This window comes from Microbacterium sp. Nx66 (assembly GCF_904066215.1).
In the GTDB taxonomy this organism is placed as follows: domain Bacteria; phylum Actinomycetota; class Actinomycetes; order Actinomycetales; family Microbacteriaceae; genus Microbacterium; species Microbacterium meiriae.
This window is the reverse complement of sequence record NZ_LR880474.1, coordinates 1,254,955-1,281,130: the sequence shown is the minus strand read 5'-3', so window position 1 is coordinate 1,281,130 and position 26,176 is coordinate 1,254,955. Positions and strand designations below refer to the sequence as shown.

Sequence of the window (26,176 nt, the reverse complement as noted above, 5' to 3'; positions counted from 1 at the left end):
TTCCGAGTCTAGGAGAGAGTGTTGTTCCAGAGCGACAGCGCCGACCCGATGGCCATATGCATGTCGAGGTACTGGTACGTGCCGAGGCGACCGCCGAAGTGGACGTCCTTCTCCCCCTTCGCGAGCTCGCGGTACGCCAGCAGGCCCTCGCGGTCGGCCGGGGTGTTCACCGGGTAGTACGGCTCGTCGGCGCGCTCGGCGAACCGGGAGAACTCCCGCATGATCACGGTCTTCTCGGACTCGTAGACGTCCTTGCGCTCCGGATGGAAGTGCTTGAACTCGTGGATGCGCGTGTACGGCACGTCCATGTCCGGGTAGTTCATGACGCTGGTGCCCTGGAAGTCGCGGACGTCCAGCACCTCCTGCTCGAAGTCGAGCGTGCGCCAGCTCAGCGCCCCCTCGGCGTAGTCGAAGTAGCGGTCGACGGGACCGGTGTAGACCACCGGGACCTGACCGACGGTCGCCTTCTTGTTCAGCGGCTGGGACTCGTCGAAGTAGTCGACGTCCAGCTTCACCTCGATGCGGGGGTGGTCGGCCATCCGCTCGAGCCACGCCGTGTAGCCGTCCGTGGGCAGGCCCTCCCAGGTGTCGTTGAAGTACCGGTTGTCGTAGGTGTAGCGCACCGGGAGCCGGCTGATGATGTCGCCGGAGAGCTTCTGCGGGTCCGTCTGCCACTGCTTCGCGGTGTAGTCGCGGAAGAACGCCTCGAACAGCGGGCGGCCGACGAGGGCGATGCCCTTCTCCTCGAAGTTCGTCGCGGACTTCGCATCGAACTCGCCCGCCTGCTCCTTGACGAGAGCGCGAGCCTGGTCCGGCGTGTACGCGGCCTGGAAGAACTGGTTGATCGTCCCCAGGTTCACCGGCATCGGGAAGACGACGCCCTTGTGGGTCGTGTAGACGCGGTGCACGTAGTTCGTGAACGACGTGAAGCGGTTGACGTACTCCCACACCGTCGCGTTCGACGTGTGGAACAGGTGCGCACCGTAGCGATGCACCTCGATCCCGGTCTCGGGCTCCGCCTCGCTGTAGGCGTTGCCGCCGATGTGCGAGCGGCGGTCGATGACGGTCACCGTGCGGCCCGCTTCCGCGGCGCGCTCGGCGATGGTGAGGCCGAAGAAACCCGACCCGACGACGAGAAGATCCATGTTCCCCATCGTATCGGGGCGCGCCTGGGAGGTCGGGTCACCGGGCCGATCAGGCCGCAGCGCCCACCACGATCCGCGGGGTCCCCGCCCAGCGAGCCGCATCCGTGGCGTTGCGCCCGTCGACGAGCAGCCGGACCCCCGGCAGGTCCGCCGGCGACACTTCGCGGTAGTCGGCGTGATCCGTCTGCAGGATCACGAGGTCCGCCTCGCCGCCGAACTCGTACGCGTCGAAGCCGAGGCGTCCGAGCTCCTCGTCGCTGTACAGCGGATCGTGCACCACGACCTGCGCGCCGCGGTCCTGGAGAGCCTTCACCGTCGGGAACACGCCGGAGAACGCCGTCTCCTTGACGCCGCCGCGATAGGCGGCCCCGAGCACGACCGCCCGCAGACCGCTCAGGTCGCCGAGGATGCCTTCCGCCTGCGCCACCAGGCGCTCCGGCATGGAGGCGTTGAGCTGGCGCGCGACGCGCACGATGTCGGCGTCGGGGTCGGTGGACAGGTACAGGCGGGGGTAGACCGGGATGCAGTGTCCGCCGACGGCGATGCCGGGGCGGTGGATGTGGCTGTACGGCTGCGAGTTGCAGGCCTCGATCACCTTGTAGACGTCGATGCCGTGTGCAGCGGCGAACAGACCGAACTGGTTGGCCAGACCGATGTTCACGTCGCGGTACGTCGTCTCGGCGAGCTTCGCCATCTCCGAGGCCTCCGTCGTTCCCAGGTCCCACACACCGTTGGGGCGAGGGAGGTCGGGACGCTCGTCGAACTGCAGGACGGACTCGTAGAACTCGCGGGCGCGACGGTTTCCCTCGTCGGACAGCGCGCCGATGAGCTTCGGGTACTTGCGCAGGTCCGCGAAGACCCGCCCGGTGAGCACGCGCTCCGGCGAGTAAGCGAGGAAGAAGTCCGTGCCCTCCGTCAGGCCGGAGCCCCCTTCGATCATGGGCTTCCACCGGTTCCGCGTCGTCCCCACGGGCAGCGTCGTCTCGTACGACACCAGGGTGCCGGGCGTGAGGTGCTCGGCGAGCGATCGCGTCGCCGAGTCCATGTACTGGAAGTCCGGCTCCCATGTCTCGTCGTTCACGAACACGGGTGCGACGAGCACGACGGCGTCGGCTCCCGGGATCGCCTCGGCGTAATCGGTCGTGGCGCGCAGACGGCCGGAGGGGACGAGCTCCTGCAGCTTCTCCGCCAGGTGGGCCTCACCGGGGAACGGCTCCTGCCCGGCGTTGATGATGTCGACCGCCTTCTGGTTGACATCGACGCCGATCACATCGTGACCGGAGGAGGCGAACTGGACGGCGAGGGGAAGCCCGATCTTTCCGAGGGCCACGACGGCGATACGCATGGGGTCCAGTCTATGGGGCGATTCGGCGGATGATGCCCGCGCGCGACAGACCCCTCGGAAGGGGGAGCACCGTCATGATCGGCGTGCGAAAGACCGGCGCTGGCGCACCACCCACCCGACGATCGGCACGGCAAGGATGCGGCTTCGCAGGGTTCTCTGATAACGCCGACGAGCACCCTCGTCGAACGCGGCGCCGAGGTCAGGGTGCTCCATGCGGATAGCGCTCGCGATCGCATGGAAGGCGCGGTCCCGCTGCGCTGTGAGCATCTCCTGCGCCCGCCCGCTCGCATCGTCGGCGGTCCACCGGGAGAGAAGAGCGTCGTATGCCTGCAGCTGTTTCCAACGCGACTCGACCGACCAGTACTGGCCCCCTGCCGCATCCCGGATACCCGATGGCCGGTACGCACCTTCGGCGACGGTGGGCAGCGCGAGCCAGGTGCAGCGTTCGCCAGCCAGCATCAGGCGCATGGCGATGTGCACCTGCGGGTATACGAGGGCGTCGACCTCCTCGGCCTCCGCTCGCTCCGCGAGCTCCCCCAGCGCGGGCAGGCAGTCCTCCACGCGATACACCAGGCCCGGCGCGTGCGCGGATGCCGCGAGGAAGTCCCTGGGGGCGATCGCCCCGGTGAACGAGCGTCCCCGGGAAACTCGCCCATCTCTGAGGAACTGGGGAGAGACGAAAACGGGGGCGTGGTCGCTCAGGTATTCCACAAGGGCTCGGATGTTCTCCATCAGGACACGGTCGTCATCGGCCGTGAGCATGAGGTACTCGGTCTCGCACTCGCGGAACAACCTCGCAAAGGTGCCTGCGTAACCCAGATTCTCCGGGTTCCGCAGCACGCGGACCCTGTCGACGACCGCCGGATCTGCGCGCAGGCGCTCAGCGGCGTCGTCGGTTCCCCCGTCGTCGATGACGACGATGTCGACCAGTTCAGAATCCTCGTGCGCCAGGATCTCCGTCACGGTCTTCCTGACGTCCTCGGCGCGGTTGTAGGTGGGGATCCCGATAGTCAGAAGCACGGCCGAATCGTATCGCAGAACCACATGGCCACGCTGGCGCCCTGCGCCGAGTGCTCAGCCGCCGAAAGCCGCGACGATCGCGTTCACCGCGCGTGTCGCGGCATGCCCGTCGCCGTACGGGGCCGCCTCGGTCGCTTCGGGCGCCGGCCTCGTCAGTGCGGCGGTGATCTCCTCCGCGGAGTTCGCCAGCACATTCCATCCGAGATCGACCGTCTCCACCCACTCGGTCTCACGCCGGACTGTGGTGCACGGCACCCTCAGCAGGAAGGCCTCCTTCTGCAGGCCTCCGGAATCAGTCACGACGCCGGCGCTCGAGAGAACCGCGGCGATCAGCTCCGGGTACGCGAGTGGATCCCGCGTTCGCAACGCGCCCGCGTCGAGCGCGATGCCGTGCTCGGCCGCTTTGGCGCGCACGCGCGGATGCGCCAGCAGGATCACCGGCTTGTCCGCGGCAGCCAAGGCCGCAACGACTTCGCGCAGCCGCTCAGGGCTATCCGTGTTCTCGGCGCGGTGAATGGTGGCCACGTAGTACTCCCCCGGACCACTGATGCCTGCAGCGTCGGTCGAGCCCTCGCGGATCACAGCATCACGAACCTGGAACAGCACGTCGGTCATGACGTCGCCAACCAAGACCGACCGCGCGGAGAGTCCCTCCTCTGCGAGGTGCCCCATCGCCACTTCAGTGGGTGCGAGGCAGAGATCGGCGGAATGGTCGGTGAGTACACGGTTGTGTTCCTCGGGCATCGCCCTGTTGAAGGACCGCAACCCTGCCTCCAGATGGGCCACGGGGTAGTGCAGCTTCACCGCGCTGATGGCGGCCGCGAGCGTGGAATTCGTGTCGCCGTAGACGAGGACACTGTCCGGCTCGAAACGCGCAAGCACCTCATCCATCTGGGCGAGCATCGCGCCCGTCTGAACACCGTGTGAAGCGGAACCGACACCCAGGTGCGCGTCCGGCTCGGGGATGCCGAGGTCGCGGAAGAAAACGTCCGAGAGCATCGGGTCGTAGTGCTGGCCGGTGTGCACGATGACGTGCTCGTGGCCGGCAGCCTGCATGGCGTGGGCGATGGGGGCGAGCTTGACGAACTGCGGGCGCGCGCCCACGACACTCATGATCTTCACGACACCCATCCTAGGCAAGCCGCTGCGGGGCGATGCGCTTGGACAGGCTGTCAGATTGCGCGCGCCGCGCCGAGCAGGTGTGCGCTGAACGCGGAGTAGTTCGCGTCGCTCGACCATGCCCGCTTCCAGTGCGCGATGCTCGCCTCCACGTACCGTCGGTAGTCATCCGTCTCCGCAGCGGTCAGCAGCTCGAGTCGGTCGGCGATCTCCTCGGCGGTCGGCGTAGCCGGGAGCAGTCCGTCGAACATCCCGCCATCGACGTCGATCAGTTCGCTGTTGCCCCCGACGTCCGTGGCGATCACGGGGAACCCCTGTGCGAGTGCCTCCATGATCGACACGGGAACCCCCTCCGATTCGGAAACGTTGACGAACACACCGCCCGGCTGTGCTGTGTACTGCGCGCGGACTTCGTCGTTGGTGAGGTCGCCGAGGAACTCGAAGGTTCCGGACTCCAGGTGTTCGCCCGCCTGTCTCTCGACAGCAGCGGCATACTCCCCACCCCCTGAGCCGATGTGGGTCCAGGTGACCTTCAGCCCCCGACGCTGCGCGACGGCAAGCGCCTGTATGAGCAGCGGGATGCGCTTCACCGGCACCAGGTAGGCGCAGGTGTACACCTTCAGCGGGTGTTGCACCACGTTGCCTGCCGACCTCGCCGGTGCGACACCGAGATGGCCAGTCTTGATGCGGTCGGCGTAGTCCGGGTACTTCGTCCGGAGGTAGTCCGCCCCGTGCTCTGAAGCGGTGAAGACCTCCGAGACGCGGGAGAGGAGCAGCTCGCGCTGAGGCAGGAAGTCGCCAGGGCTACGCTCGGAGAACACGTCGTAGCCGTGTGCGCGGCTGATCACCGGCACCGTCCGACTGCCCAACCGGTCAGCCAGTCGCACCGCCGTCCGCGCCGGCACCATCATCCAGTAGCTGTACAACACGGCGCGCGTTCCCGGAGCGAGCCGCGCGCGGACCGGTGCTGCCACCTCGTCGGCGACCGTGCAGGCGAGCAGATCGAGACGGAGGTCGACGAAGATCCGCCGCGGATGGGGGAAGGATCGCAATGCGCGCCCGAAAGCCGCCGCGGCTCTGACGGGGTGCCGGACCACATAGCGAAGAGCTCTCCGGATGCCGGCCTTCGCCGTGCTGACGGCTTCGGGGAGGATCACCTCGACGTTCTCGGGAGTCGCCCGTCTCCGTGTCTGTCCGACGCTGCGGACGACCGGGATGAGGAGCACACGATCGAATGCCGCCGCGAGGTGGCCGATCTCCGATTCGAGGAACTCCTCGCCGGGGGCGAACGGGAAGCAGTTCGTGAGGAGGATCAGGCAGGTCTCCGAAGCCTGCTCTCTGGCGGCGGCGTGGCGCATCGGACTCCCGTCGGTTCAGCTGCCGTCCATCCTCGCACACGGGTGAAGAGCGACGCCTCCGCGTCTCTGCGCACGCCCACAGATCCGCCCGAATGCCAACGGGTAGGATCCATGAGGGTTTCCCGCGTCGGCGTAGCCCTGTGAAACAGCAAGGAGACTCACCCCGATGAGAAGCATCTGGCGGACACTGCTCGATCTGTTCCGCGTGCTTCCGCGCGATGCCCGCCCGTTCTATCTCTGGTATTCGATCGCCACAGGCCTGCTCGCGATCCTCGACACCGCGGCGCTGGCTCTGATTGTCCTCGCGGTGAACACCTTCGTCACCGACAAACCGATCGAGATCCCGTTCTTCGGCCCGCTCCCCGAGTCGGCCACGGCCTGGGTCGTGGTCGCCGTCGCCGCGCTGTTCATCCTCAAGGGAGTGCTCGCGGCGACGCTGCACTGGCGCGCCACGCGCCGGTTCGCCAGGTACGAGCTGGACCTCGGCGACAGGTTGTTCGCCGCGTACACCCACTCAAGCTGGGAGGACCGTTCGCGGATCAGCACTGCGGAGCTCACGCGCGTGGTCGATTCCTCGGTGGGCAGCGCGAACCGCGGATTCCTTCTCGCGCTCTCCCAAGTGCCCGGCAACCTGTTCACGTTCCTCGCGGCACTGCTCATCCTCGTGATCGCTCAGCCGCTGACGGCACTGATCGCCTTCGTCTACCTCTCGATCGTGTCCGGAACCATCTCGCTCACGCTCTCCCGTCGTTCGAAATCCGAAGGCCAACGCAGTCGTGACTACTCCTATCGGGTCGCGACTGTGATGACGGAGATGGTGGAGGCGCTGAAAGAGGTCACGTTGCGGGGCAAGCTTGACGAGGCCGGGCGCGTCATCTCGAAGAACCGAGCGGTTGCGACCCGATCGCGGGCGAACCTCGCCTTCATGACCATCGTCCCGCGCTACGCCTTCGAGGCCGCCCTGATCGGCGGATTCGTCCTCATCGGCGCCTCGGCATTCCTGACCGGCGGCGCCGCGGAGGCTGTCGTGGCCATATCGCTGTTCGCCGCGTCCGGATTCCGGATGATCCCCTCGATGAACGCTGTGCAGGCCAGCCTCACAGCCGCATCCTCGAACGAGGTCTACGCGAGGGACGTGATCCGACAGCTCACGCAGACGAACACGGCCGTGCAGACCGAGCCGAGCGACTCCGAGAGCCTGCCCCTGCACCCCCGCGAGCTGCGGTTGCGGAACGTCTCCTTCAGCTACGACGGTGACCGCGGACCGGTCTTGAAGGACCTCGATCTGAGCGTCCCGTTCGGATCCAGCCTCGCTATCGTCGGTCCTTCGGGCGCCGGGAAGTCCACGCTGATCGACATCATCCTCGGCCTCAGCGTACCGACGTCGGGAACTCTCGAGATCGACGGGCACCCCGTGGACCGTGTCCTGCATCAGTGGCGTCAGCGCGTGGGGTATGTGCCGCAGCGGGTGGCGCTGTTCGACGGCTCCGTGGCGCAGAACGTCGCGCTGACGTGGGAGCAGGACTACGATCCCGACCGTGTCGTCCAGGCTCTTCGACGAGCGCACATCAGCGAGATTGCCGAGCGTCCCGGCGGACTCGAGGAGCGTCTCGGCGAACGCGGCTCCTCGGTATCCGGAGGGCAGCAACAGCGACTCGGGATCGCCAGGGCGCTTTACACCGATCCCTTGGTGATGGTCATGGACGAAGCAACGAGCTCGCTCGACACGGCCACCGAGAACCGAGTCGTCGAATCGATGAACGAGCTGCACGGCAAGGTGACCTTCATCACCGTGGCGCACCGTCTCGCCACCATCCGGCACTACGACCAGGTCTGCTACCTCGATCAGGGTCGCGTCCTGGGCTTCGGCACCTTCGACGAAGTCGTCGCGCAGGTACCCGACTTCCGGTTCCAAGCGTCGCTCGCCGGACTTGTGCCGTAGCTTCGTCCGCTCCCTCCCCCGTCCGCCCTTCCCAGGAGACCCGGAACATGCGAATCCTGCTCATCTGCCCGTTCTTCCCGCCCGAGAACAAGATCGCCGCCGTGCGGATCTCGAAGCTCGCCTCGTTCTGGGCCTCCGCGGGGCACGAGGTGCGTGTGCTCACCCGCGACGGCGCGGACGAGGGTCTCATCGTCCCCGAGCACGCCGGGCTGACCATCCACCGCGTGGCGGACCCGATGATGAAGGCCGTCTCCGGCGTGCAGAGCCTCAAACCGAAGAAGCCGCGGCCGTGGCACCGTGCCGCGTCGGTCGCTTACGCCATCGCGATGAAGTTCGTCTGGCCGGACATCTACGGCCGGTGGGCGAAAGCCGCAGGGCGCCACGCCGCCGCATGGGACTGGCGCCCTGACGTGGTCGTGACCAGCGTCGGCCCGTTCAGCGCCCTGATGCTCGGTTCCAGACTGGCGAAGCACTTCGAGGCCGAGCTCGCCGTCGACTACCGTGACCTGCTCTCCAACAGCACCTACTACCCGTACGGCGCGCTCCGACGTCGCCTGGACTCGTCTGTCGAGCGTCGGCACGTGTCGGACGCTGCCTTGCTCACCACGGTCAGCGCCCCCCTCGCGGACGAACTCGAAGCTGCGTATGGGGTCCCCACGGTCGTGGTCACCAACGGCTACGACCCCCAGGACTTCGCGCATCTCGAGTACCACCCGTCCTCTTCCGAACTGCGCATCGCCTACTGCGGCTGGGTGATCCCTAAAAGACGCGATCCCCTGCCGTTCCTCAGCGGCGTTGCGGAGCTGCTGCGTGCGCACCCGGACACCCGCATTTCCGTCGACTTCTACGGTCCGCATTCGGCCGAGGTCGCTGCCGCCATCGAGTCGCTGGGGCTCGATGCCGCCGTCCGCCAGCACGGGAAGGTGAGCCACGCGGAGTCGCTGCAGATCCAAGCCGACTCCGACGCGCTGCTGCTTCTGCTGTGGAACGACCCCGGCGAGAAGGGCGTGCTGAGCGGCAAGGTCTTCGAGTACATCGGAGCTGCGCGCCCGATCATCATGACCGGGCTCGAGGACAGCGCCGCCGGCGACCTGATACGCGACAACGGGCTCGGCGTCGTCAGCAATGACCCCGCGGCGATCGCGGACGCTCTATACGCGATGGCCGAGGAGAAGTCGCGCACCGGACGCGTACAGGCCCCATCGCTCGCCGAGGGCACGCAGTTCACGCGTGACGCCCAGAGCCGGGTGTTCCTGGACGCTCTGGAAGCGATCGTCTGAGCCCGAGATCCGGAAGGAGCTCGTGCTGAGTCATCCCTCCGGACCCCTCGGGCCTCAGATCGTGATCGAGCTGCCCGTGCGCGCGGACTCCAGCGCGGCCTCGACGACTGCGAGCGTGCGCAAGCCCTGGGCCATCGTCACCACGTCGCTGTCGGCTCCCAGGACCGCGTCGCGGAACGCCTCGTGCTCGACACGCAGGGGTTCCCGCTTCGCGAAGGCGTAGCGGGTGACGTCGCCCTCGGACACGCCACGGAACGTCGACACGGACTCCCACTCCAGCGGAATGGTGCCATTCGCGTAGAACGTGAGATCGCCGGTCGAGGTGTCGGCGACGAACGCGCCCTTCTCGCCTGTGACCACGGTCAACCGCTCCTTCATGGGCGAGAGCCAATTGACGATGTTATTCACGATGACACCCGACATGGTGCGCCCGGTGATCGTGATCATGTCCTCATGCTCTCTGCCGCTCTTGAACGCCGTCTGCGCGAACACGCGTTCGTAGTCGGACTGCACGACCCAGGCCGTGAGGTCGACGTCGTGCGAGGCGAGGTCCTTCGCCACTCCGACGTCGGCGATGCGGGACGGGAACGGCCCCTGCCGGCGCGTCGCCACCTGGTAGACCGCACCGAGCTCACCGGCCTCGATCCGACGGCGCAGCTCCTGCAGCGCGGGGTTGAAGCGCTCGATGTGACCGACCGCGCCGACCAGGCCCGCGCTCTCGAACGCGTCCACCATGCGCTGTCCGGCCTCGATGCTGTGCGCGATGGGCTTCTCCACCAGCGTGTGCACTCCGGCGGCGGCCAGTTTGAGCGCCGCGTCCTCGTGGAAACGCGTCGGCACGGCGACGACGGCGAGATCGATGCCCGCATCGATGAGGGCTTCGATGTCGGGCAGGATGCTGAGGTCGCCGGCGACACCGTGCGGGTCTCCTCCGGGGTCGGCGATAGCGACCAGGTCGACGCCGTCCACCTCACGCAGGACGCGCGCGTGATGGCGTCCCATCATCCCAACGCCGAGCAGACCCGCCCGCAACACCATCAGGCGCCCGCTCCCGCGAGGGTGTTCACTGCGGTGACGATGCGATCGAGGTCGTCCTGCGACAGCGACGGGTGCACCGGCAGCGACACCACCTCGCGGGCGGCGCGCTCGGTCTCGGGCAGGTCCAGATCCGGTGCGTAGGGTGCGAGCGACGGCAGGCGGTGATTCGGTATCGGATAGTAGACGCCCGAGCCCACATTGTGCTCCGCCTTGAGAGCCGCGACGAAGCCGTCACGGTCCTCGGGGACGCGGATCGTGTACTGGTGGTAGACGTGCACGGCGCCCTCGGCGACCGGAGGCGTCATGACGCCTCGCAGCTCGGCATCCAGGAACGCGGCGTTCGCCTGGCGCTGAGCCGTCCACGCGTCGACCTTCGTCAGCTGCACACGCCCGATGGCGGCGTGGATGTCGGTCATACGGGCGTTGAAGCCGACGATCTCGTTCTCGTACTGACGCTCCATGCCCTGGTTGCGGAGCAGTTTCAGCATCCGGGCGATCCCGGCGTTCTCCGCCGTGACCATGCCACCTTCACCACTGGTCATGTTCTTCGTCGGGTAGAGGCTGAACATGGCGAACTGTCCGAACGTGCCGACAGGGCGGCCGTCCAGCGAAGCGCCGTGCGCCTGCGCGGCGTCTTCATACAGCGCGACACCGCGGTCAGCGGCCAGCGCCTCGAGCTCGCGCATGCGGGCCGGGTGCCCGTAAAGATGCACGGGCAGGATGCCCTTGGTGTTCGGGGTGATGGCGGCGGCGACGGCGGCCGGATCGAGGGAGAAGGTCTCCGGCTCGATGTCGACGAAGACCGGCGTGCCGCCGGTGAGTGCGACGGAGTTGCCGGTCGCGGCAAATGTGAACGACGGAACGATGACCTCATCGCCCGCACCGACGCCCGCAGCCAGCAGCCCGAGGTGCAGGCCGGCGGTGCCGCTGTTGACGGCGACGGACGGACGCCCCTGCACGAAGTGATCGGCGAACTCCGCCTCGAAGGCAGCGACCTCCGGCCCCTGGGCGACCATGCCGCTGCGGAGCACCCGGTCGACGGCCTCGCGCTCCTCGTCGCCGATGATCGGCTTCGCCGGGGGGATGAACTCGCTCACACTGCCTCCTTGGTCAGGGTTCCATCGTTCTCCGCATAGCGTTCGCCGCTCTGCGGGCAAATCCATACACCGGCCTCGGCGCCGGCGGTCAACGGTACGCCGGACTCGCCGACCCAGCCGATCCGCTTGGCGGGCACACCCGCCACGAGTGCATACGCCGGGACGTCCTTGACGACCACCGCTCCCGCGGCGACCGTCGCCCACGCGCCGATGGTGACCGGGGCGACGCACGTCGCCCGGGCACCGATCGCCGCGCCCGTCTCGATCGTGACGCCGACGGGCTCCCAGTCGTGCGCGCTCTTGATCGAGCCGTCCGGGTTGATGGCCCGCGGATACGTGTCATTGGTGAGGACCACGGCCGGCCCGATGAAGACACCGTCGCCGAGCCGCGCCGGCTCGTAGACGAGCGCGTAGTTCTGCACCTTGCAGTTGTCGCCCATGACGACGCCGGTGCCGACGTAGGCCCCCCGCCCGATGATGCAGTTCTCGCCGAGCTGCGCCTGCTCCCGCACCTGTGCGAGATGCCAGATCGAGGAGCCGTCGCCGATGGAGGCATCCGAGGAGACATCAGCGGATTCGACGATCCGCACGCGGGATGATTCGGTCACAGCGCTCCTTGCATGATGCCAGGACGTGGCGGCACCACAGGCGATTCTACCGGCGTCGGCCGCGCAGACCGTCAAGCACGCTCCGCACGACATCGGCGGCCTTCCCACCGACCGTGCTCCAGGACACCGTGTCGACGGCCCATTGCGCTCGACGCGGACGCTCGCGCTCCGTCGTCCCGTCCTGTGCCTGGGCGACGAGTCGTCGCATCGCCTGCGCGACCTCGGAGACCGTGAAGTCGCTGGCCTCACCGAGACCCGCGGCCCGAACGACCTCGGCGCCCGTCTGCGCCCCCGCGAAGAGCACGGGGGTGCCGACGGCGGCCGCAGCGTACGTCTTCGTCGGTCGTGCGAAATCGTAGCCGATCCCGGGCACGATGCTCACGAGCGCACCCACCGCTCCCCTGATCCAGGACGCCGAGCCTGCAGGCGGCACGAGCCCACCGAAGTGCACGCGGCCGGGCACCAGCGTGTCCGCCAGCGCCTTCAGTTCCGCCTCCACGGATCCCTGGCCGAAGAACCGGATATCGACGTCGACGTCGTCCAGCTCGGCCAATGCGCGCACGAACACGTCGGGCTGCTGCCACTCCGACATCGTTCCCGTGTACACGAAGTACGGACGCTCGGCGGCGGCGGGTGACACATCGGGGCGGAACACATCCGTGTCGATGCCGTTGCCCACCTCGACGACGCGCTCGGGCAGCGCACCGACCGCGACCAGACGTTCGGCGACCTCCGCCGACACGGCGATCGACCGCGCGGAACGCCGGAGCACGAAGCGCTCGACCGCTGTCATCAGTCGCACCACCAGTCCTGGCGCCTCCGTCGAGGCCACGGCATCCGACCACACGTCCCCCGGGTAGTACACAACCGGTCGCCTGGTGAGCATGCCGGCGACGGCAGCCACCAACCCCGTGGTAGGTGGCGCCTCCGCGACGATAACGTCGGCACGGTTCACGAGCAGACGGAAGAACAGAGGGATATCGAACGACAGGTACTGCACGTACCCGCGGATCGCGCCGGAGCGGTCACGCAGCACGGGCATCCGTTTGATCCTGGCTGCGGTGTCCTCAGCGCGCGCGACGCTGCCGGCTGGCGGCCGGGTGGTGAGCACGGTCACGTCCGCGCTCGTCGTCATGGCCTGCACGAGCGCCTCCATCCGGAAGCTCGCGGCGGTCACCTCCGGGGTGTACAGCCGGGTCGCGACGATCACTCTGTTTCGTTTCGTCATCTCGTCCAACGGGCTCGGGGTTCACGGTGACCGGAAAGACACCTGACACAATGGAATCATGTCCCCGAGCGTCCCCTCACCTCGAACGCCCGATCGGCGAGCCTGGATCGTCATCCCCCTGTACAACGAAGCCAGCGTCATCGGCAGTGTGATCACCCAGTTGCGTCAGGAGTTCGCCCACGTCATCTGCGTCGACGACGGCTCCAGCGACGCTTCCGCACGGATCGCCACGGAGGCCGGAGCGATGCTCGTCCAGCACCCCGTCAACCTGGGTCAGGGTGCCGCACTGCAGACCGGCATCACCTACGCGCTCAGCCACTCGGAGTGCGAGTACATCGTCACCTTCGACGCCGATGGCCAGCACCGTATCGAAGATGCCCTCGGGATGCTCGAGCTAGCGCGTGCGGAGGACCTCGCGATCGTCTTCGGCTCGCGCTTCCTCGACGACCGGACCAACCCCGGCTGGATCAAGAAGGTCATGCTGAAGACCGCAGTGTGGGTGACGAACCTCACCACCAGTCTGAAGCTCACCGACGCGCACAACGGCCTCCGGGTGATCCGCCGCGACGCCGCCGAGCAGATCGATCTGAAGCAGGACCGCATGGCGCACGCCACAGAGATCGTGCTCGAGCTCGGCCGCACCGGCCTGCCCTGGCGGGAGTATCCGGTCGAGCTGCTCTACACCGACTACTCGAAAGCCAAAGGACAGAGTGTGCTGAACTCGGTCAACATCCTCGTCGATCTGGTGGTGAGGTGACCCATGTGGATCCAGTTCCTTCTCATCGCGGCGATCGTCGTGCTCGCCGCCTTCATGATGCGGCGCACCGGCGCCGACAGCCATCTGGCCATCCGCCGCATCCTGATGGGCCTGTTCGTTGTCGTCGCGGTGCTCTCGGTACTCTTCCCCCAGTGGCTCTCGTGGCTCGCTCAGCTCGTCGGCGTCGGACGCGGCACCGATCTCGTGCTGTACGGACTCATCGTGATGTTCCTCGCATTCGTATACACGCAGTATCGGCGAAACGCCCAACAGCAGCGTCAGCTGACACGACTCTCGCGCAAGATCGCTCTGCTGGAGGCCGAGGAACACGAGTCACGAGAGCACCCGGTCGAGGGCGATCGCCCCTGAGGTCTACGGGCAGCCGGTGACCTGATAGAGCGCAGCACTGTCGCCGACGCTGGCGACCTCGGTCAGGATCGGGGACCCGGCGAGGTCGTGCAGACCGTTGTACGTGACGTAGTGGTTCTCATAGAGCTGCCTGTCCCCGAAATCGAGCACGTGCGTGACCCCCAGGCGGTCGATCGATGAACAGACCTCGGTCGAGGCGGTGTTCAACGATCGAGCCAGCAGCAACGCGTCGGCGTCGTATCGCCCGGTGACGTGCGGGAACACGACGTCGTGGCCTGTGTACGCATAGAGCAGTGCCGCGCCGGTGAGCGGATCACCGAGCACGAGAGCGTCCGGTCCGAGCAGAGAGGATGCTTCGGCGAAGAGCTCGGCCTCGTCCGCGGAGAGCCCCTGCGAATGAGCGTCGAAGCGGAAACTCACATTGCGCATGTACCGCAGATCGTTGACCAGCGCGCTCAGGTGTGTGGCGGCGAGCAGCACACCGAGGACGACCACCGCAACAGCGCGCACGCTGCGCCTCTGCTTCCACTGTGTCCGGATCCAGCTCCAGACCACGGCTGCCCCGAGTGCTGCCAGCGGCACGCCCAGCACTCCGAGAAGCGCTGCCACACGAGTCGTGTCGTCGTACCAGATTCCCACCAACGCGCTTCGGAGCCCGAGAATCGAGAGCGAGGTCGACACGAGGAACAGGATGATCGCGACCCCATAACTCCCCAGGATCCACCATCGACGGCTCTTCGCGACGGTCCAGATCCCGACGAATGCCAGCGGTCCCACGAGCAGACCGGTCGCCCGACCGACGGGGCTGAGGAAGGCGACCTCGCCGAGGGCCGCGCCGAGGGTCGAGCCCGGGAGCCATTCGTGAGTCGTCACGTTGGCGAGTCTCCACACGGCAACCAGTGCCACCGTTGCGACGGCGACCGCGATCACGACGAGCACCCTCGTACGGGTGCTCCCCGCCTTCGCCACCCTCCAAGCGCCCCATACGGCGAACGGCACCAGCAGAGCGATCGCCCCGAGCAGCGCGGAAGGGTGGCCGAGGGCGGTCGCGCCCATCGCGGCGATGGCGGTCAGGACGAGACCGGTGCGCTGGCCCCACGTCAGGCCGGGACGGCAGGCCAGGACGACGAACGCGAGCAACAGCGGGATCTGAAGCGTCCCGATCAGGTTGGGATACAGCACTCCCCAGTTCAGGAAACCGAGGGGGAAGACGCTGAAGCCGAATGCGACCAGCGGAGCCCACGCCGCCGCGGCGCGATAGCGCGCGAAGAGAACGTTCGTCAGGGTGGCGAGGGCGACCGGCCACACGACGGCGATCGCCGCGATCGTCATGACGTTCGTCGCGGGGACGATTCCAGAGCTGAAGGGTACGACCAGAGAGACCAGCGCATGCCACAGGGTCGGGTAGAACGTGCTCGCGACGCCCGGCATCACCATGGTCATGTGGAACGGCGATGCATCGCCGTTCTCCATGACGAACTCGACGGCGTTGAGATGGAACAGGCCGTCGAAGAGCTGACTCGGATGTCCCGCACCCGACATGCCCACGATCAAGATCAGTATCCAGCCGAGTGCGCCGACGCCGACCCCCAGCCATACACTCCGGCCGGCACCCCCACCCAACGGCTGGACGGCCGATCGCCGGACGAACCAGAGCGCAGCGGCCACCACCGTGATTGCTGCCGCCGCGATGAGCACGGGCAAAAGCGACCAGCGCAGACCGAGGACGGGTGCCAACAGCGTGGCCGCACCGACGCTCGCCAACGACAGGACGATCGCGCCTCCGAGAGCCGTCACACCTCGGAGACGAAGCAGCAACGCGGAGGGAAGACCGGGGAGGGTCAGCAGCGCGCATGCGACGAGAAAGGCCGGGATCTGCCCGAGCCAGTCGGCGCTCACGCGTCCACCAGCGCGATGGCGCCCTCGAGCTCGCCGTCGTAGACGACCCTGCCCTTGCTGATGACCACGCCCCGCGTGCACAGCTGGCGGACCATCTCCATGTCGTGACTCACCACGACGAGGGTCTTGCCTGCAGCCACAAGCTCTTCGAACTTCTGTCGGCACTTCTCCCGGAACGGCACATCGCCGACCGAGAGGATCTCATCCATCAGGAGCACGTCCAATTCCACGTGGATCGCCACGGCGAACGCCAGGCGGAGGAACATCCCTGACGAATAATGCTTGACCTCCTGATCGATGAACTCCTCGATCTCGCTGAACGCCACGATCTCGTCGTAGCGCTCCTCTATCTGGTGCTTCTTCATCCCGAGGATCGCAGCGTTCAAGAACACGTTCTCTCGGCCGGAGAGCTCGGGATGGAAGCCCGCCCCGACCTCGATGAGCCCCGCCACGCGTCCTCGGGTGAGCACCTCACCGGCGTCCGGGTCCATGACGCCGGAAATCATCTTGAGCAGTGTCGACTTCCCCGAGCCGTTCATCCCGAGGATGGCGACCGACTCACCTTCCTGGATAACGAGGTCGACACCCTGGAGAGCCTCGAACGTCGACGTCAGCTTCCGGCGCCGGATCCAGGACACCACGGTGTCCTTCAGCGAGAACGCATGGTTCAGCGTGAACGTCTTGCGAACACCCTCGACGATGATGCTCGGACGGAGCGCGGTATCACTCATAGGTCCTGTGCGAACTTTCCTTCCAGGCGTCGGAACACGAGCTGCCCGAGCAGCAGCGCGCCGACGGCGATGAGCGCGGTCCACAGCGTATTCATGCCGAGGTCGGGCGGGATCGGGGTCAGCGCCTCACCGGCGTACCCGGCGGACTGGACGAGGTCTTGACTCGCGGGGCGCCAGAACGCGTAGTGGAAGAGTTCCACGCCCTGGGTGATCGGATTGAGCATGTAGGCCTCGACGAGCCAGGACGGCCAGCCCAGCTTGTCGACCACCGCCTCGTACACCATGGTCCAGGCATAGAGCACTGGCGACGCCCACGTCGCCAGCAGGAGAAGCAGTTCGACGATGTTCTCCGCGTCACGGAACCTCACGTTCACTGCTCCGAAGAAGAGACCGGTGCCGAGCGCGAAGACCATCACGATGAGCATTCCGGCGATCGCCGCGAGCACGCCGAGCACCGTCATGTGCGCGAATCCGCCCATGAGCGCGCACACCAGCAGGAGGAGCCCGACCTGAGGGAGAAAGTGCACGAAAGACACCAGCACCGCCGAGACCGCGAAGAGCTGCCTCGGCAGGAACACCTTCCGCACCAGCGCCGCATTCCCGACGATCGACCCCGTCGCGTTCTTGAACCCCTCGGAGAAGAGGTTGATGACGACGATGCCGGAGAAGAGGTACACGGCGTAGTTCGGGACACGGTCCAGGTTCATGAATATCCCGAGGACGACCCAGAAGACCAGGAACTGCGCCGCTGGGCGGACATACGACCACACCCAGCCCAGCACGGAGTTGCGGTACCGGGTCGTCACGCCGGTACGGACGAGGAGGCTCAGCAGATACCGCCAGCGCACCACATCGATCAGCCCGTGGCTCGTGCCGGGGGTGTCGAACTCGGTGCGTGGGATGGCAGCGAAGAGATCTCGGGTTTCAGTCACAGTCCACTCATTCGACGCACGGCGGCCTGTGCCGCGACTCCATCATTCTAGATCAGGCGGGTTCGGAGCTTCCTGCACGCGGACTGTCCTCCGAGTCGAGGCTTGCGGCCAGCCAGTCTCGGAAGTTCTGGACTGCGTGCGTTGCCCAGATGCTGTCGTCGACCCTCGCCGCCGTCCGATGCCCCGCACTGCTGCGGATGCGATCTGCGATCTGTCGCGCGTCCTGCACCCGATCCCCGAACGCATCGCCGATTACTGCGGCCGCGAACGCACTGTCCCGCGGGATCACCTCGCACCCGAAGGCCCGGGCCTCGAACAGCACCGTGCTCGCCTCACCGACCACCACCGTCGTCTGCTTCAACGATTCGTAGACGTCCGGTTGCTCGTCAACCGTCACTCCCGGGTGCGCAGAGAGCCGCGGGTACCTCCCCCCGGTCTCGTAGCGCTCGCCCGGATGCGGACGGAAGACGACCGACCAGCTGTCATCGAGCAGCCCCCGCAGCTCGATGACGAGCGCATCGGTCCGCTCAGGGTCAGTGCGAGAGGAGACCACGAGGACCTGCGGGCGTCGGGACGCCGGCGCGGATGCGGCCTGCCGCTCGAGATGCGGCTTTCCGATCGCCGTCACCCGCCCGGGATGACGGATCGAGTCGGACCAGAAATCGCCGAACGTCAGCACCTCGTCCGGCAGCGCTCGGCGGAGCGCAGGCTCCCGGAACAACCGCCCGTAGTTGTATGCGGCGTGGGACGGGCCGATCCAGCCGTGTTGCGGCTCGGCGACGTACGCGCCCGCGTCTTTGAACAATCCCACCGATTCGCCGTGATACGTGTACGAGCCGTTGTCGAAGAGGACGACGCGCGGACGGACCCTGTCGATCAGGCGGCGAAGTTCGTCGAGCTGCGGTCGGCGATAGTTCTCATCCCGGACCGCGCGTTGCGCGATCTTCGCGAACGCACCGGGCTCTTGCCCCAGCCGTCGGGCGAAATCGGCGAGCAGCGACTCTATCGACCGCCCTACCGCATCGGACGGATGCGCGCCGCGCACCCGCATGGTCACCCGCGCGTTCGCGGCATCCATGGTCAGCGTCGGACGGAACGACGGCCGTCCCAGAGGGGACGGCAGAGGTTGCTGCTGCACCACCACCGCATCCCCGGCCGCCCCGGCGAAATCGTCGACGAGCCAGTTCAGCGCTGTGCCGTCCGAGGCGGCCAGCGTGCCGCCTCCGACGTAGAAGCAGACATCGTGGCGTCGAGCGCGCCGCGGCGCATCCCAGCGGTCCGGAAGCTGGGCCCTCGCGATGCGCCGGGCCTGCTTCCATCGGTTCCACGTACCGGGTGTCACATCGACACTGCCGGTCTGCTGTGCGGAGAGCGCCCAGGCCACCCGCATGCGGACCTGGGCCCAGAAGGGCACCGATGCTCCGGGCAGCGTCTCCCGCACTACGTCGGGGGCATCGTCCTCGAGGTCGAGCAACCGGCGTACCGCATCGGACGTCCGCGCGTCGAGGCTGCGCGAATCGGCGGTCACAGATCCTCCCGTTGCTCCATCAGCCACTCGACGATGCGGAAGTCGAACTCGCTGTCCACGTCGACGGAACGTTCAGCGGGCATCTCGTACAGGATGGTCGACGGCAGGAAGACGACCTGGTCCTCCACCAGCGCCTGCCGCTTCCACACGTAGATGGAGCCGTTCATGTCGAAGCACCGCGGCGCGTCCTGCCGCCGGAGCACCGCGTCGTCGGGCTGCTTGCTCACGGCGACGGTGCCGTCCGGCTGCTCCTCGACGAGGTTGAAGTACGGATTGCGCCGCGCTTCCGCACCCGTGATCAGTGACGCGGCCTCCGATTCCTCGAACATCCGCACGGCCGTGCGGATGTCGTCCAAGGTGCGGAGCGGACTGGTCGCGTCGAGGTCCACGCACACGTCGTAGGTCCTACCGGTGCGCTGCTCCGTGGTGCGCACGGCGTGGGCGATGGCGGGGACCTTGCCCGCCGTGTCGGTAGCCATCTCCGGGGGTCGGCGCACGACGCCCGTCGCGCCGTACTGCGGGGCGAGAGCAAGGATCTCCTCCGAGTCGCTGGAGACGACGACCTCGTCGAAGAGTCCTGTCGCCGCAGCTTGCGCCACCGAATGAGCGAACATCGGCCGCCCCGCGACCATGCGGAGGTTCTTCCCCGGGACTCCCTTCGAACCGGCGCGCACAGTGATCGTGCAGATCCTCATCTGGTTCTCCGTTCCCACGCCACCCTGGCGCGTTCGAGATCTTCCGGTCTGCCCACATCGATCCACTCTTCGCGGATCTCATAGGCGGCGACCGAACGATCGGCGTCCATGAGGCGCGACAACAGCGTCGGCATGTCGCAGTACTCGTCCTGTTCGAGCAGTTGCAGGGCGTCCGGATCGAGAACATAGATCCCGGCGCTGACGAGCTCGCTGTGATACGGCTTCTCGGCGAGCCCGGTGACACGGTGGCCGTCACGGCGGATGACGCCGTACGGGATCTCGAAGCCGTACTCGCGCGCTCCGATCGTGGCGGTCGCCCGCGCATCGCGATGGAAGCCGAGCATGCGCCGGAGATCGACGTCGGTGAGCAGGTCCGAGTTCATCACCACGAAGGGCGAGGTGATCTCGCCGCGCAGCTGGGCGATCGCGCCGGCTGTGCCGAGCGGCATCGGCTCGTGCAGGTACGTGACGTCCAACCCGTGCGCGCTGCCGTCGCCGAGATGCTCCTCGATGAGATGCCCGAGGTGGTTGACGGACACGTGCACGCGGCGGAACCCCTGACTGCGGAGCCTGCCGAGGATGATGTCGATCATCGGACTGTCGCCCAGGGGGACGAGAGGCTTCGGAATGTCCTTCGTGATCGGGTAGAGCCGCTGCCCCCGGCCGCCGGCCATGAGTACCACGGACGTCGGAAGCGGCGTGGCGATGCGCTCGCCCTCGCCGACGACGTCGACGATGCGCCCGTCGTCGACCACCGCGACGACGCGGATGCCGCGTCTCGCCTTCAGCTCGTCGACGGCGTCCTGAGTCGCCGTCGGAGGTACCGTGCCCGGGCTCGCGTTCATCACCCGATCGACACGGTCCTCGAGCGATGCTCCGGCGAGGAGGCCACGACGGATGTCGCCGTCGCTCACCGCTCCGACCAGTCGCCCTCCGTCATCTTCGACGAAGACGACCTGGCGTCGGCTCCGGTCGAGTTGGGAGAGCGCGTCGCGGATGCTCGTCTCCGGGTGCACGGACAGGTCGGCGTTCGAGCTCATGCCGGTTCCCTTCTCTCGGATTCGATGACCCTGGCCGGCACGCCCGCGACCACAGCCCCCGCCGGGACGTCCCTGATCACGACGGCGCCGGCACCGATGACGCTCCCGGGTCCCAGCGTGAGTCCCTGGCTGACACGGGCACCGAGACCGACGTGGGCGCCCTCGCCGATCCGGACACCGCCGGCGATCACCGCACCGGGAGAGACGTGCGCGTGGGCGTCCACCAGGACGTCGTGCTCGATGATCGCCCCGGAATTGATCAGCACGTTCTCCCCGATGACGGCCCCGCTGTTCACGAGCGCCGCGGCGAGCACCTGAACCCCCGCCGCCAGGCGGGCCCCCGGGTCGACGAAACCTCGAGGATGGACGATCTGCGCCGCCCGCAAACCGTATGCGACGGCCCGCTCATACAGAGCGCGCCGGGCCCGCGTCGACGCTGTCGAGCCCAGCCCGTTGACGAAGAGCACGTCATCCGCGCGGAGCGACGAGAGCAGGTCGTCGTCGCCGAGGTACGGACAGTCCTCGCCCAGATCTCCGGCCTCCGGCGCGAGATACCCGCGCACTCCGAGCCCCAGAGCGCGTGCGGCCGCCAGCACGGACTTCGCGTGTCCCCCGCCGCCCAGCAGGACCAGCTCACTCATCGATGAGCTCACCGCGTCGGTATGCCCGGGACGCCAAGCCGCCGACGACTTCCCAGAAGTCGAAGGAGGTGCGACCCGTCGCGGGGCGGAAGCACGCGAGGTCCTGCTCCCTGATCACGGCGCCGGAGGGGATGTCCCGCGCGGCCACCAGACTGCGCCGCACGACCGCGCGGTTCCCCTCCTCGACGCTCTGCGCCCGCTTCTCCGGCGATCCGAGCATCGCCGGCACGCGGCGGACCGCCGCGACGTAGTCGCGCAGGCCGTCGGGATCCAGCGAGGCCGCGTGATCAGGTCCCTCCGCGGCGACGTCGAATGTGAAGTGCTTCTCGAGGACGGTCGCGCCGAGCCCGACGGCGAGCACGGAGGCCAGCGAGCCGAGCGAATGATCGGAGTAGCCGACCCTGTGCCCGAACGTGCTCGCGATCGTCGGCATCGCTCTCAGGTTCAGGTGCTCGTCCGCTGCCGGGTACTCAGTCGTGCAGTGCAGGATCGTCACGTGCTCGTCGAACCGGATGCGCTCGTTCCGTGCCTCCCACGCCCTGGCGAGCGCGCTCTCGGTGAGGCGCTCCGAGGGCTCAAGCACACCGTGACGCTGCCCCAGTCCCGCGGCGAGGAAGCGCAGCGCCCTGGCGATCTCCTCCAGATCGGCCATCCCCGTGGATAGGATCACCGGCAGCCCGCTTCGGCCCGCTTTGACCAGGAGCGGGGCGAAGGTGAGATCACCCGACGCGATCTTCACGAGAGGGATGCCGAGCTCGTCGATGAGGAAGTCGAGACCGTCGAGATCGAAGGCCGTGGACAGGAACCGGATTCCGCGCTCGTCACAGTGCGTCCGCAGGGCTCGGAACTCCTCACGGCTCAGCTCCAGCCCGCGGAGGAGGTCATGCTGGCTGCGCGCGTCTTGGTCGGACACCCGCTGATAGTCCGCGAGCTCTGCCGTCTCGAGCGCGAGCGCATCGGCGGAGAAGGTCTGGAACTTCACCGCGTCCGCCCCCGCGTCGGCGGCGAGGTCCACGAGCTCCTTGGCGACGTCGAGCGAACCGTTGTGGTTCACCCCCGCCTCTGCGATCACGAACACATCAGCGGCCATGGTCATCTCCCTGTTCGAGATCGTGGAAGGACTTCTTCGGCGGGCGGGGGATCTCCGCGTCTCGCAACGTCGCCGCCGTGCGGGCGGCGAAGCCCGGCCGACCGAACGGACTCTCCGGATCGGCGAGAGGCGGGGCGGCGAGCTGCCGGCGGATGGCGGCGGCGATCGCCGCGGCGGTGGGCTCTGGCACCTCCACGCTCGCGGCGATCGGTCGGCCCTTCTGGCGATCGCCGATCAGCACAGAGGGGGTCCCGAGGACCGGCGCCTCCAAGACGGTGCTGGACGAGTTCCCCGCGACGACGGCAGCCGCCCTCATGGCGCTGAGATAGCCGCGCTGTCCGAACGATTCGACATAGTCGACGCGCTCGGGGTGTTCGGACACGAAGCGCGCGATCCGTTCCCGGACCGCATCCGTGCCGATGTCCGAGTTTGACCCCGTGATGACGATGTGGAGCTCGTCCACCGCGAGCAATCCGTCGAGGAGCTCCTCGACGAGGTGCTCGGCCGGTGCCACGTCCATGATCGCCGGATGGAAGGTGACGAGCGCCGTCGGCTCGGGCAGCCGGATGCCGAACCGTTCCTCGACGTCACGGCGCGGCATCGGCTCGAAGGTCTCCAGGATGTCGACGATCGGCGCGCCGAAGAAGAAGACCCGTCGCGGGTCCTCCCCCAGCTGGATGACCCGCGTGCGGTGCTCAGGTGTCGAGGTGAAGTGCAGGTACGACATCTTGGTGATCGAGTGGCGGAGTGCGTCGTCCATCGCCCCCTCGGTGAGCTCCCCGCCATGGATGTGCGCGACCGGAACCGAGAGGATCGTCGCGGCCGTCGCGACGGCGTAGGCCTCCAGACGATCCCCCAGCACCACGACCACGTCGGGGCCGATATCCGCCAGCGCCCGCGCATACTCGGGCAGGGCGCGGCCGACGTCCGCGGCGGCGGCGAGAGCGCTATCGTCGCCCGACCAGATCGGAACCGCCGCGGCGACGGTGAACCCGTCCCGCTCGATCTCGGACACCGTCCTCCCGAAGGAATCCGTGAGATGAGTGCCCGTGACGATGATCCGCAGGTCGAGCTGCGGGTCGTCATCGATCGCCCGGAGCAATCCGCGCAGCAGCCCGTAGTCCGCACGGGTGCCGGTGACGACGGCGATCGTCCTCATGCCGCTGCCAGCGCCGGCGAACTCGGAATGCACACGACGGACGCGTGCAGGGCTTCAGCCACGGGCACCCGGGCGTGGGGCAGCTGACGATAGGGCGCCTGGGCGTGCAGCAGATTCCAGAACGGCCGGCACTGCAGGCCGGCGTCGTTGGTCGCCTCGAGGAACTCATCGCGGCGCGCGATGTCGCCGTCCACGCGAACCGCGCACAGCCAGTAGTTGCTCACGGTCCCCTCCGGCTCGTCGAGGAACTCGATGCCATCGACGTCGGCGAAGGCGGAGCGGTAGCGAGCCGCCAGCCGGCGTTTGTCGGCGAGGAAGCGAGGCAGGCGTTCGAGCTGCGCGACGCCGAGGGCGGCGTTGAGGTTGGGCATCCGGTAGTTGTACGCGACCTCGTCGTGCTCGAACTCCCAGCGGTGCGGCAGCTTCGCCGTCGTGGTGAGGTGGCGCGCCCTGTGGGCGAGCTCGTCGTCGTCGGTGAGGATCATCCCGCCGCCACCGGTCGTGAGGATCTTGTTCCCGTTGAAACTGAGAATGCCCATCCGGCCGAACCTGCCTGTGTGGACGCCGTCGACCCGGCTGCCGAGCGACTCGGCGGCATCCTCGACCACGGGAACGCCGTACTCGGTCGCGAGCGCGACGAGCTCGACGATGCGCATCGGGTGGCCGAGCGTGTGCATCGGCACGATGGCGGCGATGCGTCGTCCGGTGACGGCGTTCACCAGGCCCTCGGACGTGGATCGCGCGGAGCGGAGCACGTCCGAGACGGCATCGACAGACAACCCAGCGGACATCTCATCGCTGTCGACGAAGTACGGCTGGGCGCCCGCATGCGAGACCGCGTTCGCGGTGGCCACGAAGGACAGGGTCGGGACGATCACGTCGTCGCCCGCGCCGACTCCGACCAGTTCGAGCGCGACCTGCAAGGCCGACGTTCCGTTGGACACCGCGATCGCGTGACGGGCACCGGTGAACTCGGCGATGCCCCGCTCGAACTCGGTCACGAAAGCGCCGACACTCGAGACGAAGGTCGAGTCGAGGCATTCCTGCACCCGTACCTTCTCGACCTCGGTGATGTCGGGGACGTGCAGGCCGACGAAAGGCTCATCGCCCACCACGCGGCGGATCGTGCGGACGAAATCTGCGGGGGTGATCATACGACGTACGCGTCGGTGCGGTAGCGCGCCAGGTTGCCCGGGTCGGTGAACCACTCGGCGGTGGCGCGCAGGCCCTCGCGGAAGCCGTCCACACCGTCGTACCGGGGCGCCCACCCCAGGATCTCGCGCGCCTTCGCGTTGTCGGAGAAAAGCCGCTCCACCTCCGAGTTCGCCGGGCGCAGCCGCGCGGGATCCTCGGTGGCCACAGCATCGACGCCCATCACCTCGGCGATGAGATCGAACGTCTGCCCGATGGATACCTCGAAGCCGACACCGAGGTTGATCACCTCTCCGACGCCGGCGGTGCTGGTCAGCGCCGTCGTGAATCCGGCGACCGTGTCCGGGACATAGGTGAAGTCGCGGGTCGGAGTGAGTGCCCCGAGCTGGACCTCCCGCTTGCCGGCGGCGAGCTGGCTGATGATCGTGGGGATCACGGCGCGGGCGGACTGCCGCGGCCCGAAGGTGTTGAACGGGCGGATCGTCACCGCGGGGAGCCCGAACGACGAGTGGTACGCGTTCACCATCTGGTCCGCCGCGATTTTGGATGCGGAGTACGGCGACTGCCCCTGCAGCGGGTGCCCCTCATCCATCGGCACGTACCGGGCGGTGCCGTAGACCTCGCTGGTCGACGTGTGGATGAAGCGGCTCACGTCGGCGGCACGCGCTGCATTGAGCAGGTTGAGCGTGCCCTGGATGTTCGTCTGCACATACAGGTCAGGAGCCGCGTACGAGTAGGGGATGGCGATGAGTGCGGCGAGGTGCAGGACCGCATCACGGTCACTCACCGCCGACATCATCAGCGCAGGATCACGGACGTCACCAGGCAGGAACTCGATCTCTTGGGCGACCTCGTCCGCGATGCCATCGAGCCAACCGCGCGAGTCGAACGAGTTGTACAGCACCAGGGCTCGGACGTCGTGACCATCTCTGACGAGCTGCTCCGCGAGGTGCGATCCGATGAATCCGTCAGCTCCTGTGAGCAGTACCTTCATGCGTTCGAG

General features: G+C 67.6%; 24 protein-coding genes. 4 read left to right on the top strand and 20 right to left on the bottom strand.

Annotation, left to right across the window (positions count from 1 at the left end; translation table 11 throughout):
* Positions 1 to 8: 8 nt before the first annotated feature.
* The 5 genes from glf to MICNX66_RS05965 all read right to left on the bottom strand — a co-directional run bounded on the left by glf (position 9) and on the right by MICNX66_RS05965 (position 5,987).
* Positions 9 to 1,145: a UDP-galactopyranose mutase gene (gene glf / locus MICNX66_RS05985; RefSeq protein ID WP_187663711.1), complete on the bottom strand. Its 1,137-nt coding sequence runs from the start codon at positions 1,143 to 1,145 to the stop codon at positions 9 to 11.
* A gap of 49 nt (positions 1,146 to 1,194) precedes the next feature.
* Positions 1,195 to 2,490 (bottom strand): nucleotide sugar dehydrogenase, encoded by a 1,296-nt coding sequence (locus MICNX66_RS05980; protein ID WP_187663710.1) that lies wholly within the window; start codon positions 2,488 to 2,490, stop codon positions 1,195 to 1,197.
* A gap of 72 nt (positions 2,491 to 2,562) precedes the next feature.
* Positions 2,563 to 3,510: a glycosyltransferase family 2 protein gene (locus MICNX66_RS05975; RefSeq protein ID WP_187663709.1), complete on the bottom strand. Its 948-nt coding sequence runs from the start codon at positions 3,508 to 3,510 to the stop codon at positions 2,563 to 2,565.
* 54 nt (positions 3,511 to 3,564) lie between these two features.
* Positions 3,565 to 4,632 carry a non-hydrolyzing UDP-N-acetylglucosamine 2-epimerase gene (gene wecB / locus MICNX66_RS05970; protein ID WP_187663708.1) on the bottom strand — a complete coding sequence of 356 codons (1,068 nt, stop codon included), beginning with the start codon at positions 4,630 to 4,632 and terminating at the stop codon, positions 3,565 to 3,567.
* Positions 4,633 to 4,682: 50 nt separating this feature from the next.
* Entirely contained in the window at positions 4,683 to 5,987 is a 1,305-nt protein-coding gene (locus MICNX66_RS05965; protein ID WP_187663707.1) for a glycosyltransferase, read from the bottom strand.
* A 166-nt stretch (positions 5,988 to 6,153) separates the two neighbouring features.
* Here MICNX66_RS05965 and MICNX66_RS05960 point away from each other — a divergent pair, with 166 nt between their 5' ends.
* Together MICNX66_RS05960 and MICNX66_RS05955 are read left to right on the top strand one after the other, a co-directional pair.
* On the top strand, positions 6,154 to 7,929 hold the full coding sequence (locus MICNX66_RS05960; RefSeq protein WP_187663706.1) for an ABC transporter ATP-binding protein: 1,776 nt from the start codon (positions 6,154 to 6,156) through the stop codon (positions 7,927 to 7,929).
* 47 nt (positions 7,930 to 7,976) lie between these two features.
* Entirely contained in the window at positions 7,977 to 9,209 is a 1,233-nt protein-coding gene (locus tag MICNX66_RS05955; protein WP_187663705.1) for a glycosyltransferase, read from the top strand.
* A 54-nt stretch (positions 9,210 to 9,263) separates the two neighbouring features.
* Here the strand turns inward: MICNX66_RS05955 and MICNX66_RS05950 are convergent, their stop codons facing one another.
* Genes MICNX66_RS05950 through MICNX66_RS05935 form a run of 4 tightly spaced genes read right to left on the bottom strand, consistent with a single transcriptional unit; the run spans position 9,264 to position 13,162 of the window.
* Positions 9,264 to 10,250 carry a Gfo/Idh/MocA family protein gene (locus tag MICNX66_RS05950; RefSeq protein ID WP_187664128.1) on the bottom strand — a complete coding sequence of 329 codons (987 nt, stop codon included), beginning with the start codon at positions 10,248 to 10,250 and terminating at the stop codon, positions 9,264 to 9,266.
* A complete protein-coding gene (locus MICNX66_RS05945; protein ID WP_187663704.1) occupies positions 10,247 to 11,344 on the bottom strand; it encodes a DegT/DnrJ/EryC1/StrS family aminotransferase in 1,098 nt (365 codons plus the stop codon). The genes MICNX66_RS05950 and MICNX66_RS05945 overlap by 4 nt, the downstream gene beginning before the upstream one ends.
* Complete coding sequence (locus tag MICNX66_RS05940; protein ID WP_232089213.1) at positions 11,341 to 11,952, bottom strand: acyltransferase; 612 nt, start codon at positions 11,950 to 11,952, stop codon at positions 11,341 to 11,343. The genes MICNX66_RS05945 and MICNX66_RS05940 overlap by 4 nt, the downstream gene beginning before the upstream one ends.
* Positions 11,953 to 11,998: 46 nt before the next feature.
* On the bottom strand, positions 11,999 to 13,162 hold the full coding sequence (locus tag MICNX66_RS05935) for a glycosyltransferase (protein ID WP_187663702.1): 1,164 nt from the start codon (positions 13,160 to 13,162) through the stop codon (positions 11,999 to 12,001).
* 76 nt (positions 13,163 to 13,238) lie between these two features.
* Here MICNX66_RS05935 and MICNX66_RS05930 point away from each other — a divergent pair, with 76 nt between their 5' ends.
* Positions 13,239 to 13,937, top strand: a complete 699-nt coding sequence (locus tag MICNX66_RS05930) for a glycosyltransferase family 2 protein (RefSeq protein WP_187663701.1) — start codon at positions 13,239 to 13,241, stop codon at positions 13,935 to 13,937.
* 3 nt (positions 13,938 to 13,940) lie between these two features.
* A complete protein-coding gene (locus tag MICNX66_RS05925) occupies positions 13,941 to 14,306 on the top strand; it encodes a DUF2304 domain-containing protein (RefSeq protein WP_187663700.1) in 366 nt (121 codons plus the stop codon).
* A 3-nt stretch (positions 14,307 to 14,309) separates the two neighbouring features.
* Here the strand turns inward: MICNX66_RS05925 and MICNX66_RS05920 are convergent, their stop codons facing one another.
* From MICNX66_RS05920 to MICNX66_RS05870, 11 genes are read right to left on the bottom strand one after another with little or no spacing between them, the layout of a single operon-like run.
* Positions 14,310 to 16,205 (bottom strand): DUF6541 family protein, encoded by a 1,896-nt coding sequence (locus MICNX66_RS05920; protein ID WP_187663699.1) that lies wholly within the window; start codon positions 16,203 to 16,205, stop codon positions 14,310 to 14,312.
* Positions 16,202 to 16,936, bottom strand: coding sequence for an ABC transporter ATP-binding protein (locus MICNX66_RS05915; RefSeq protein ID WP_187663698.1), 735 nt, complete (start codon positions 16,934 to 16,936; stop codon positions 16,202 to 16,204). The genes MICNX66_RS05920 and MICNX66_RS05915 overlap by 4 nt, the downstream gene beginning before the upstream one ends.
* On the bottom strand, positions 16,933 to 17,868 hold the full coding sequence (locus MICNX66_RS05910; RefSeq protein WP_232089212.1) for an ABC transporter permease: 936 nt from the start codon (positions 17,866 to 17,868) through the stop codon (positions 16,933 to 16,935). Before MICNX66_RS05910 ends, MICNX66_RS05915 begins: the two co-directional genes overlap by 4 nt.
* Positions 17,869 to 17,920: 52 nt before the next feature.
* Complete coding sequence (locus tag MICNX66_RS05905) at positions 17,921 to 19,396, bottom strand: hypothetical protein (protein WP_187663697.1); 1,476 nt, start codon at positions 19,394 to 19,396, stop codon at positions 17,921 to 17,923.
* A complete protein-coding gene (locus tag MICNX66_RS05900) occupies positions 19,393 to 20,091 on the bottom strand; it encodes an acylneuraminate cytidylyltransferase family protein (RefSeq protein WP_187663696.1) in 699 nt (232 codons plus the stop codon). Before MICNX66_RS05900 ends, MICNX66_RS05905 begins: the two co-directional genes overlap by 4 nt.
* Entirely contained in the window at positions 20,088 to 21,131 is a 1,044-nt protein-coding gene (locus MICNX66_RS05895) for a nucleotidyltransferase family protein (RefSeq protein WP_187663695.1), read from the bottom strand. Before MICNX66_RS05895 ends, MICNX66_RS05900 begins: the two co-directional genes overlap by 4 nt.
* Positions 21,128 to 21,772, bottom strand: coding sequence for an acetyltransferase (locus MICNX66_RS05890; RefSeq protein WP_187663694.1), 645 nt, complete (start codon positions 21,770 to 21,772; stop codon positions 21,128 to 21,130). The genes MICNX66_RS05895 and MICNX66_RS05890 overlap by 4 nt, the downstream gene beginning before the upstream one ends.
* Positions 21,765 to 22,862, bottom strand: coding sequence for an N-acetylneuraminate synthase (neuB, locus tag MICNX66_RS05885; RefSeq protein WP_187663693.1), 1,098 nt, complete (start codon positions 22,860 to 22,862; stop codon positions 21,765 to 21,767). The genes MICNX66_RS05890 and neuB overlap by 8 nt, the downstream gene beginning before the upstream one ends.
* Positions 22,852 to 24,021: a UDP-N-acetylglucosamine 2-epimerase gene (neuC, locus tag MICNX66_RS05880; protein ID WP_187663692.1), complete on the bottom strand. Its 1,170-nt coding sequence runs from the start codon at positions 24,019 to 24,021 to the stop codon at positions 22,852 to 22,854. The genes neuB and neuC overlap by 11 nt, the downstream gene beginning before the upstream one ends.
* Positions 24,018 to 25,175, bottom strand: a complete 1,158-nt coding sequence (locus MICNX66_RS05875; protein WP_187663691.1) for a LegC family aminotransferase — start codon at positions 25,173 to 25,175, stop codon at positions 24,018 to 24,020. Before MICNX66_RS05875 ends, neuC begins: the two co-directional genes overlap by 4 nt.
* A complete protein-coding gene (locus tag MICNX66_RS05870; protein ID WP_187663690.1) occupies positions 25,172 to 26,167 on the bottom strand; it encodes a GDP-mannose 4,6-dehydratase in 996 nt (331 codons plus the stop codon). The genes MICNX66_RS05875 and MICNX66_RS05870 overlap by 4 nt, the downstream gene beginning before the upstream one ends.
* Between the last annotated feature and the right edge of the window lie 9 nt (positions 26,168 to 26,176).

Bases quoted from the DNA above. Each gene is read 5' to 3' on its own strand.
- glf (WP_187663711.1), bottom strand. From the start codon at position 1,145: ATGGATCTTCTCGTCGTCGGGTCGGGTTTCTTCGGCCTCACCATCGCC.
- MICNX66_RS05980 (WP_187663710.1), bottom strand. From the start codon at position 2,490: ATGCGTATCGCCGTCGTGGCCCTCGGAAAGATCGGGCTTCCCCTCGCC.
- MICNX66_RS05965 (WP_187663707.1), bottom strand. From the start codon at position 5,987: ATGCGCCACGCCGCCGCCAGAGAGCAGGCTTCGGAGACCTGCCTGATC.
- MICNX66_RS05960 (WP_187663706.1), top strand. From the start codon at position 6,154: ATGAGAAGCATCTGGCGGACACTGCTCGATCTGTTCCGCGTGCTTCCG.
- MICNX66_RS05955 (WP_187663705.1), top strand. From the start codon at position 7,977: ATGCGAATCCTGCTCATCTGCCCGTTCTTCCCGCCCGAGAACAAGATC.
- MICNX66_RS05930 (WP_187663701.1), top strand. From the start codon at position 13,239: ATGTCCCCGAGCGTCCCCTCACCTCGAACGCCCGATCGGCGAGCCTGG.
- MICNX66_RS05925 (WP_187663700.1), top strand. From the start codon at position 13,941: ATGTGGATCCAGTTCCTTCTCATCGCGGCGATCGTCGTGCTCGCCGCC.
- MICNX66_RS05915 (WP_187663698.1), bottom strand. From the start codon at position 16,936: ATGAGTGATACCGCGCTCCGTCCGAGCATCATCGTCGAGGGTGTTCGC.
- MICNX66_RS05900 (WP_187663696.1), bottom strand. From the start codon at position 20,091: ATGAGGATCTGCACGATCACTGTGCGCGCCGGTTCGAAGGGAGTCCCG.
- MICNX66_RS05895 (WP_187663695.1), bottom strand. From the start codon at position 21,131: ATGAGCTCGAACGCCGACCTGTCCGTGCACCCGGAGACGAGCATCCGC.
- MICNX66_RS05890 (WP_187663694.1), bottom strand. From the start codon at position 21,772: ATGAGTGAGCTGGTCCTGCTGGGCGGCGGGGGACACGCGAAGTCCGTG.
- neuB (WP_187663693.1), bottom strand. From the start codon at position 22,862: ATGGCCGCTGATGTGTTCGTGATCGCAGAGGCGGGGGTGAACCACAAC.
- neuC (WP_187663692.1), bottom strand. From the start codon at position 24,021: ATGAGGACGATCGCCGTCGTCACCGGCACCCGTGCGGACTACGGGCTG.
- MICNX66_RS05875 (WP_187663691.1), bottom strand. From the start codon at position 25,175: ATGATCACCCCCGCAGATTTCGTCCGCACGATCCGCCGCGTGGTGGGC.
- MICNX66_RS05870 (WP_187663690.1), bottom strand. From the start codon at position 26,167: ATGAAGGTACTGCTCACAGGAGCTGACGGATTCATCGGATCGCACCTC.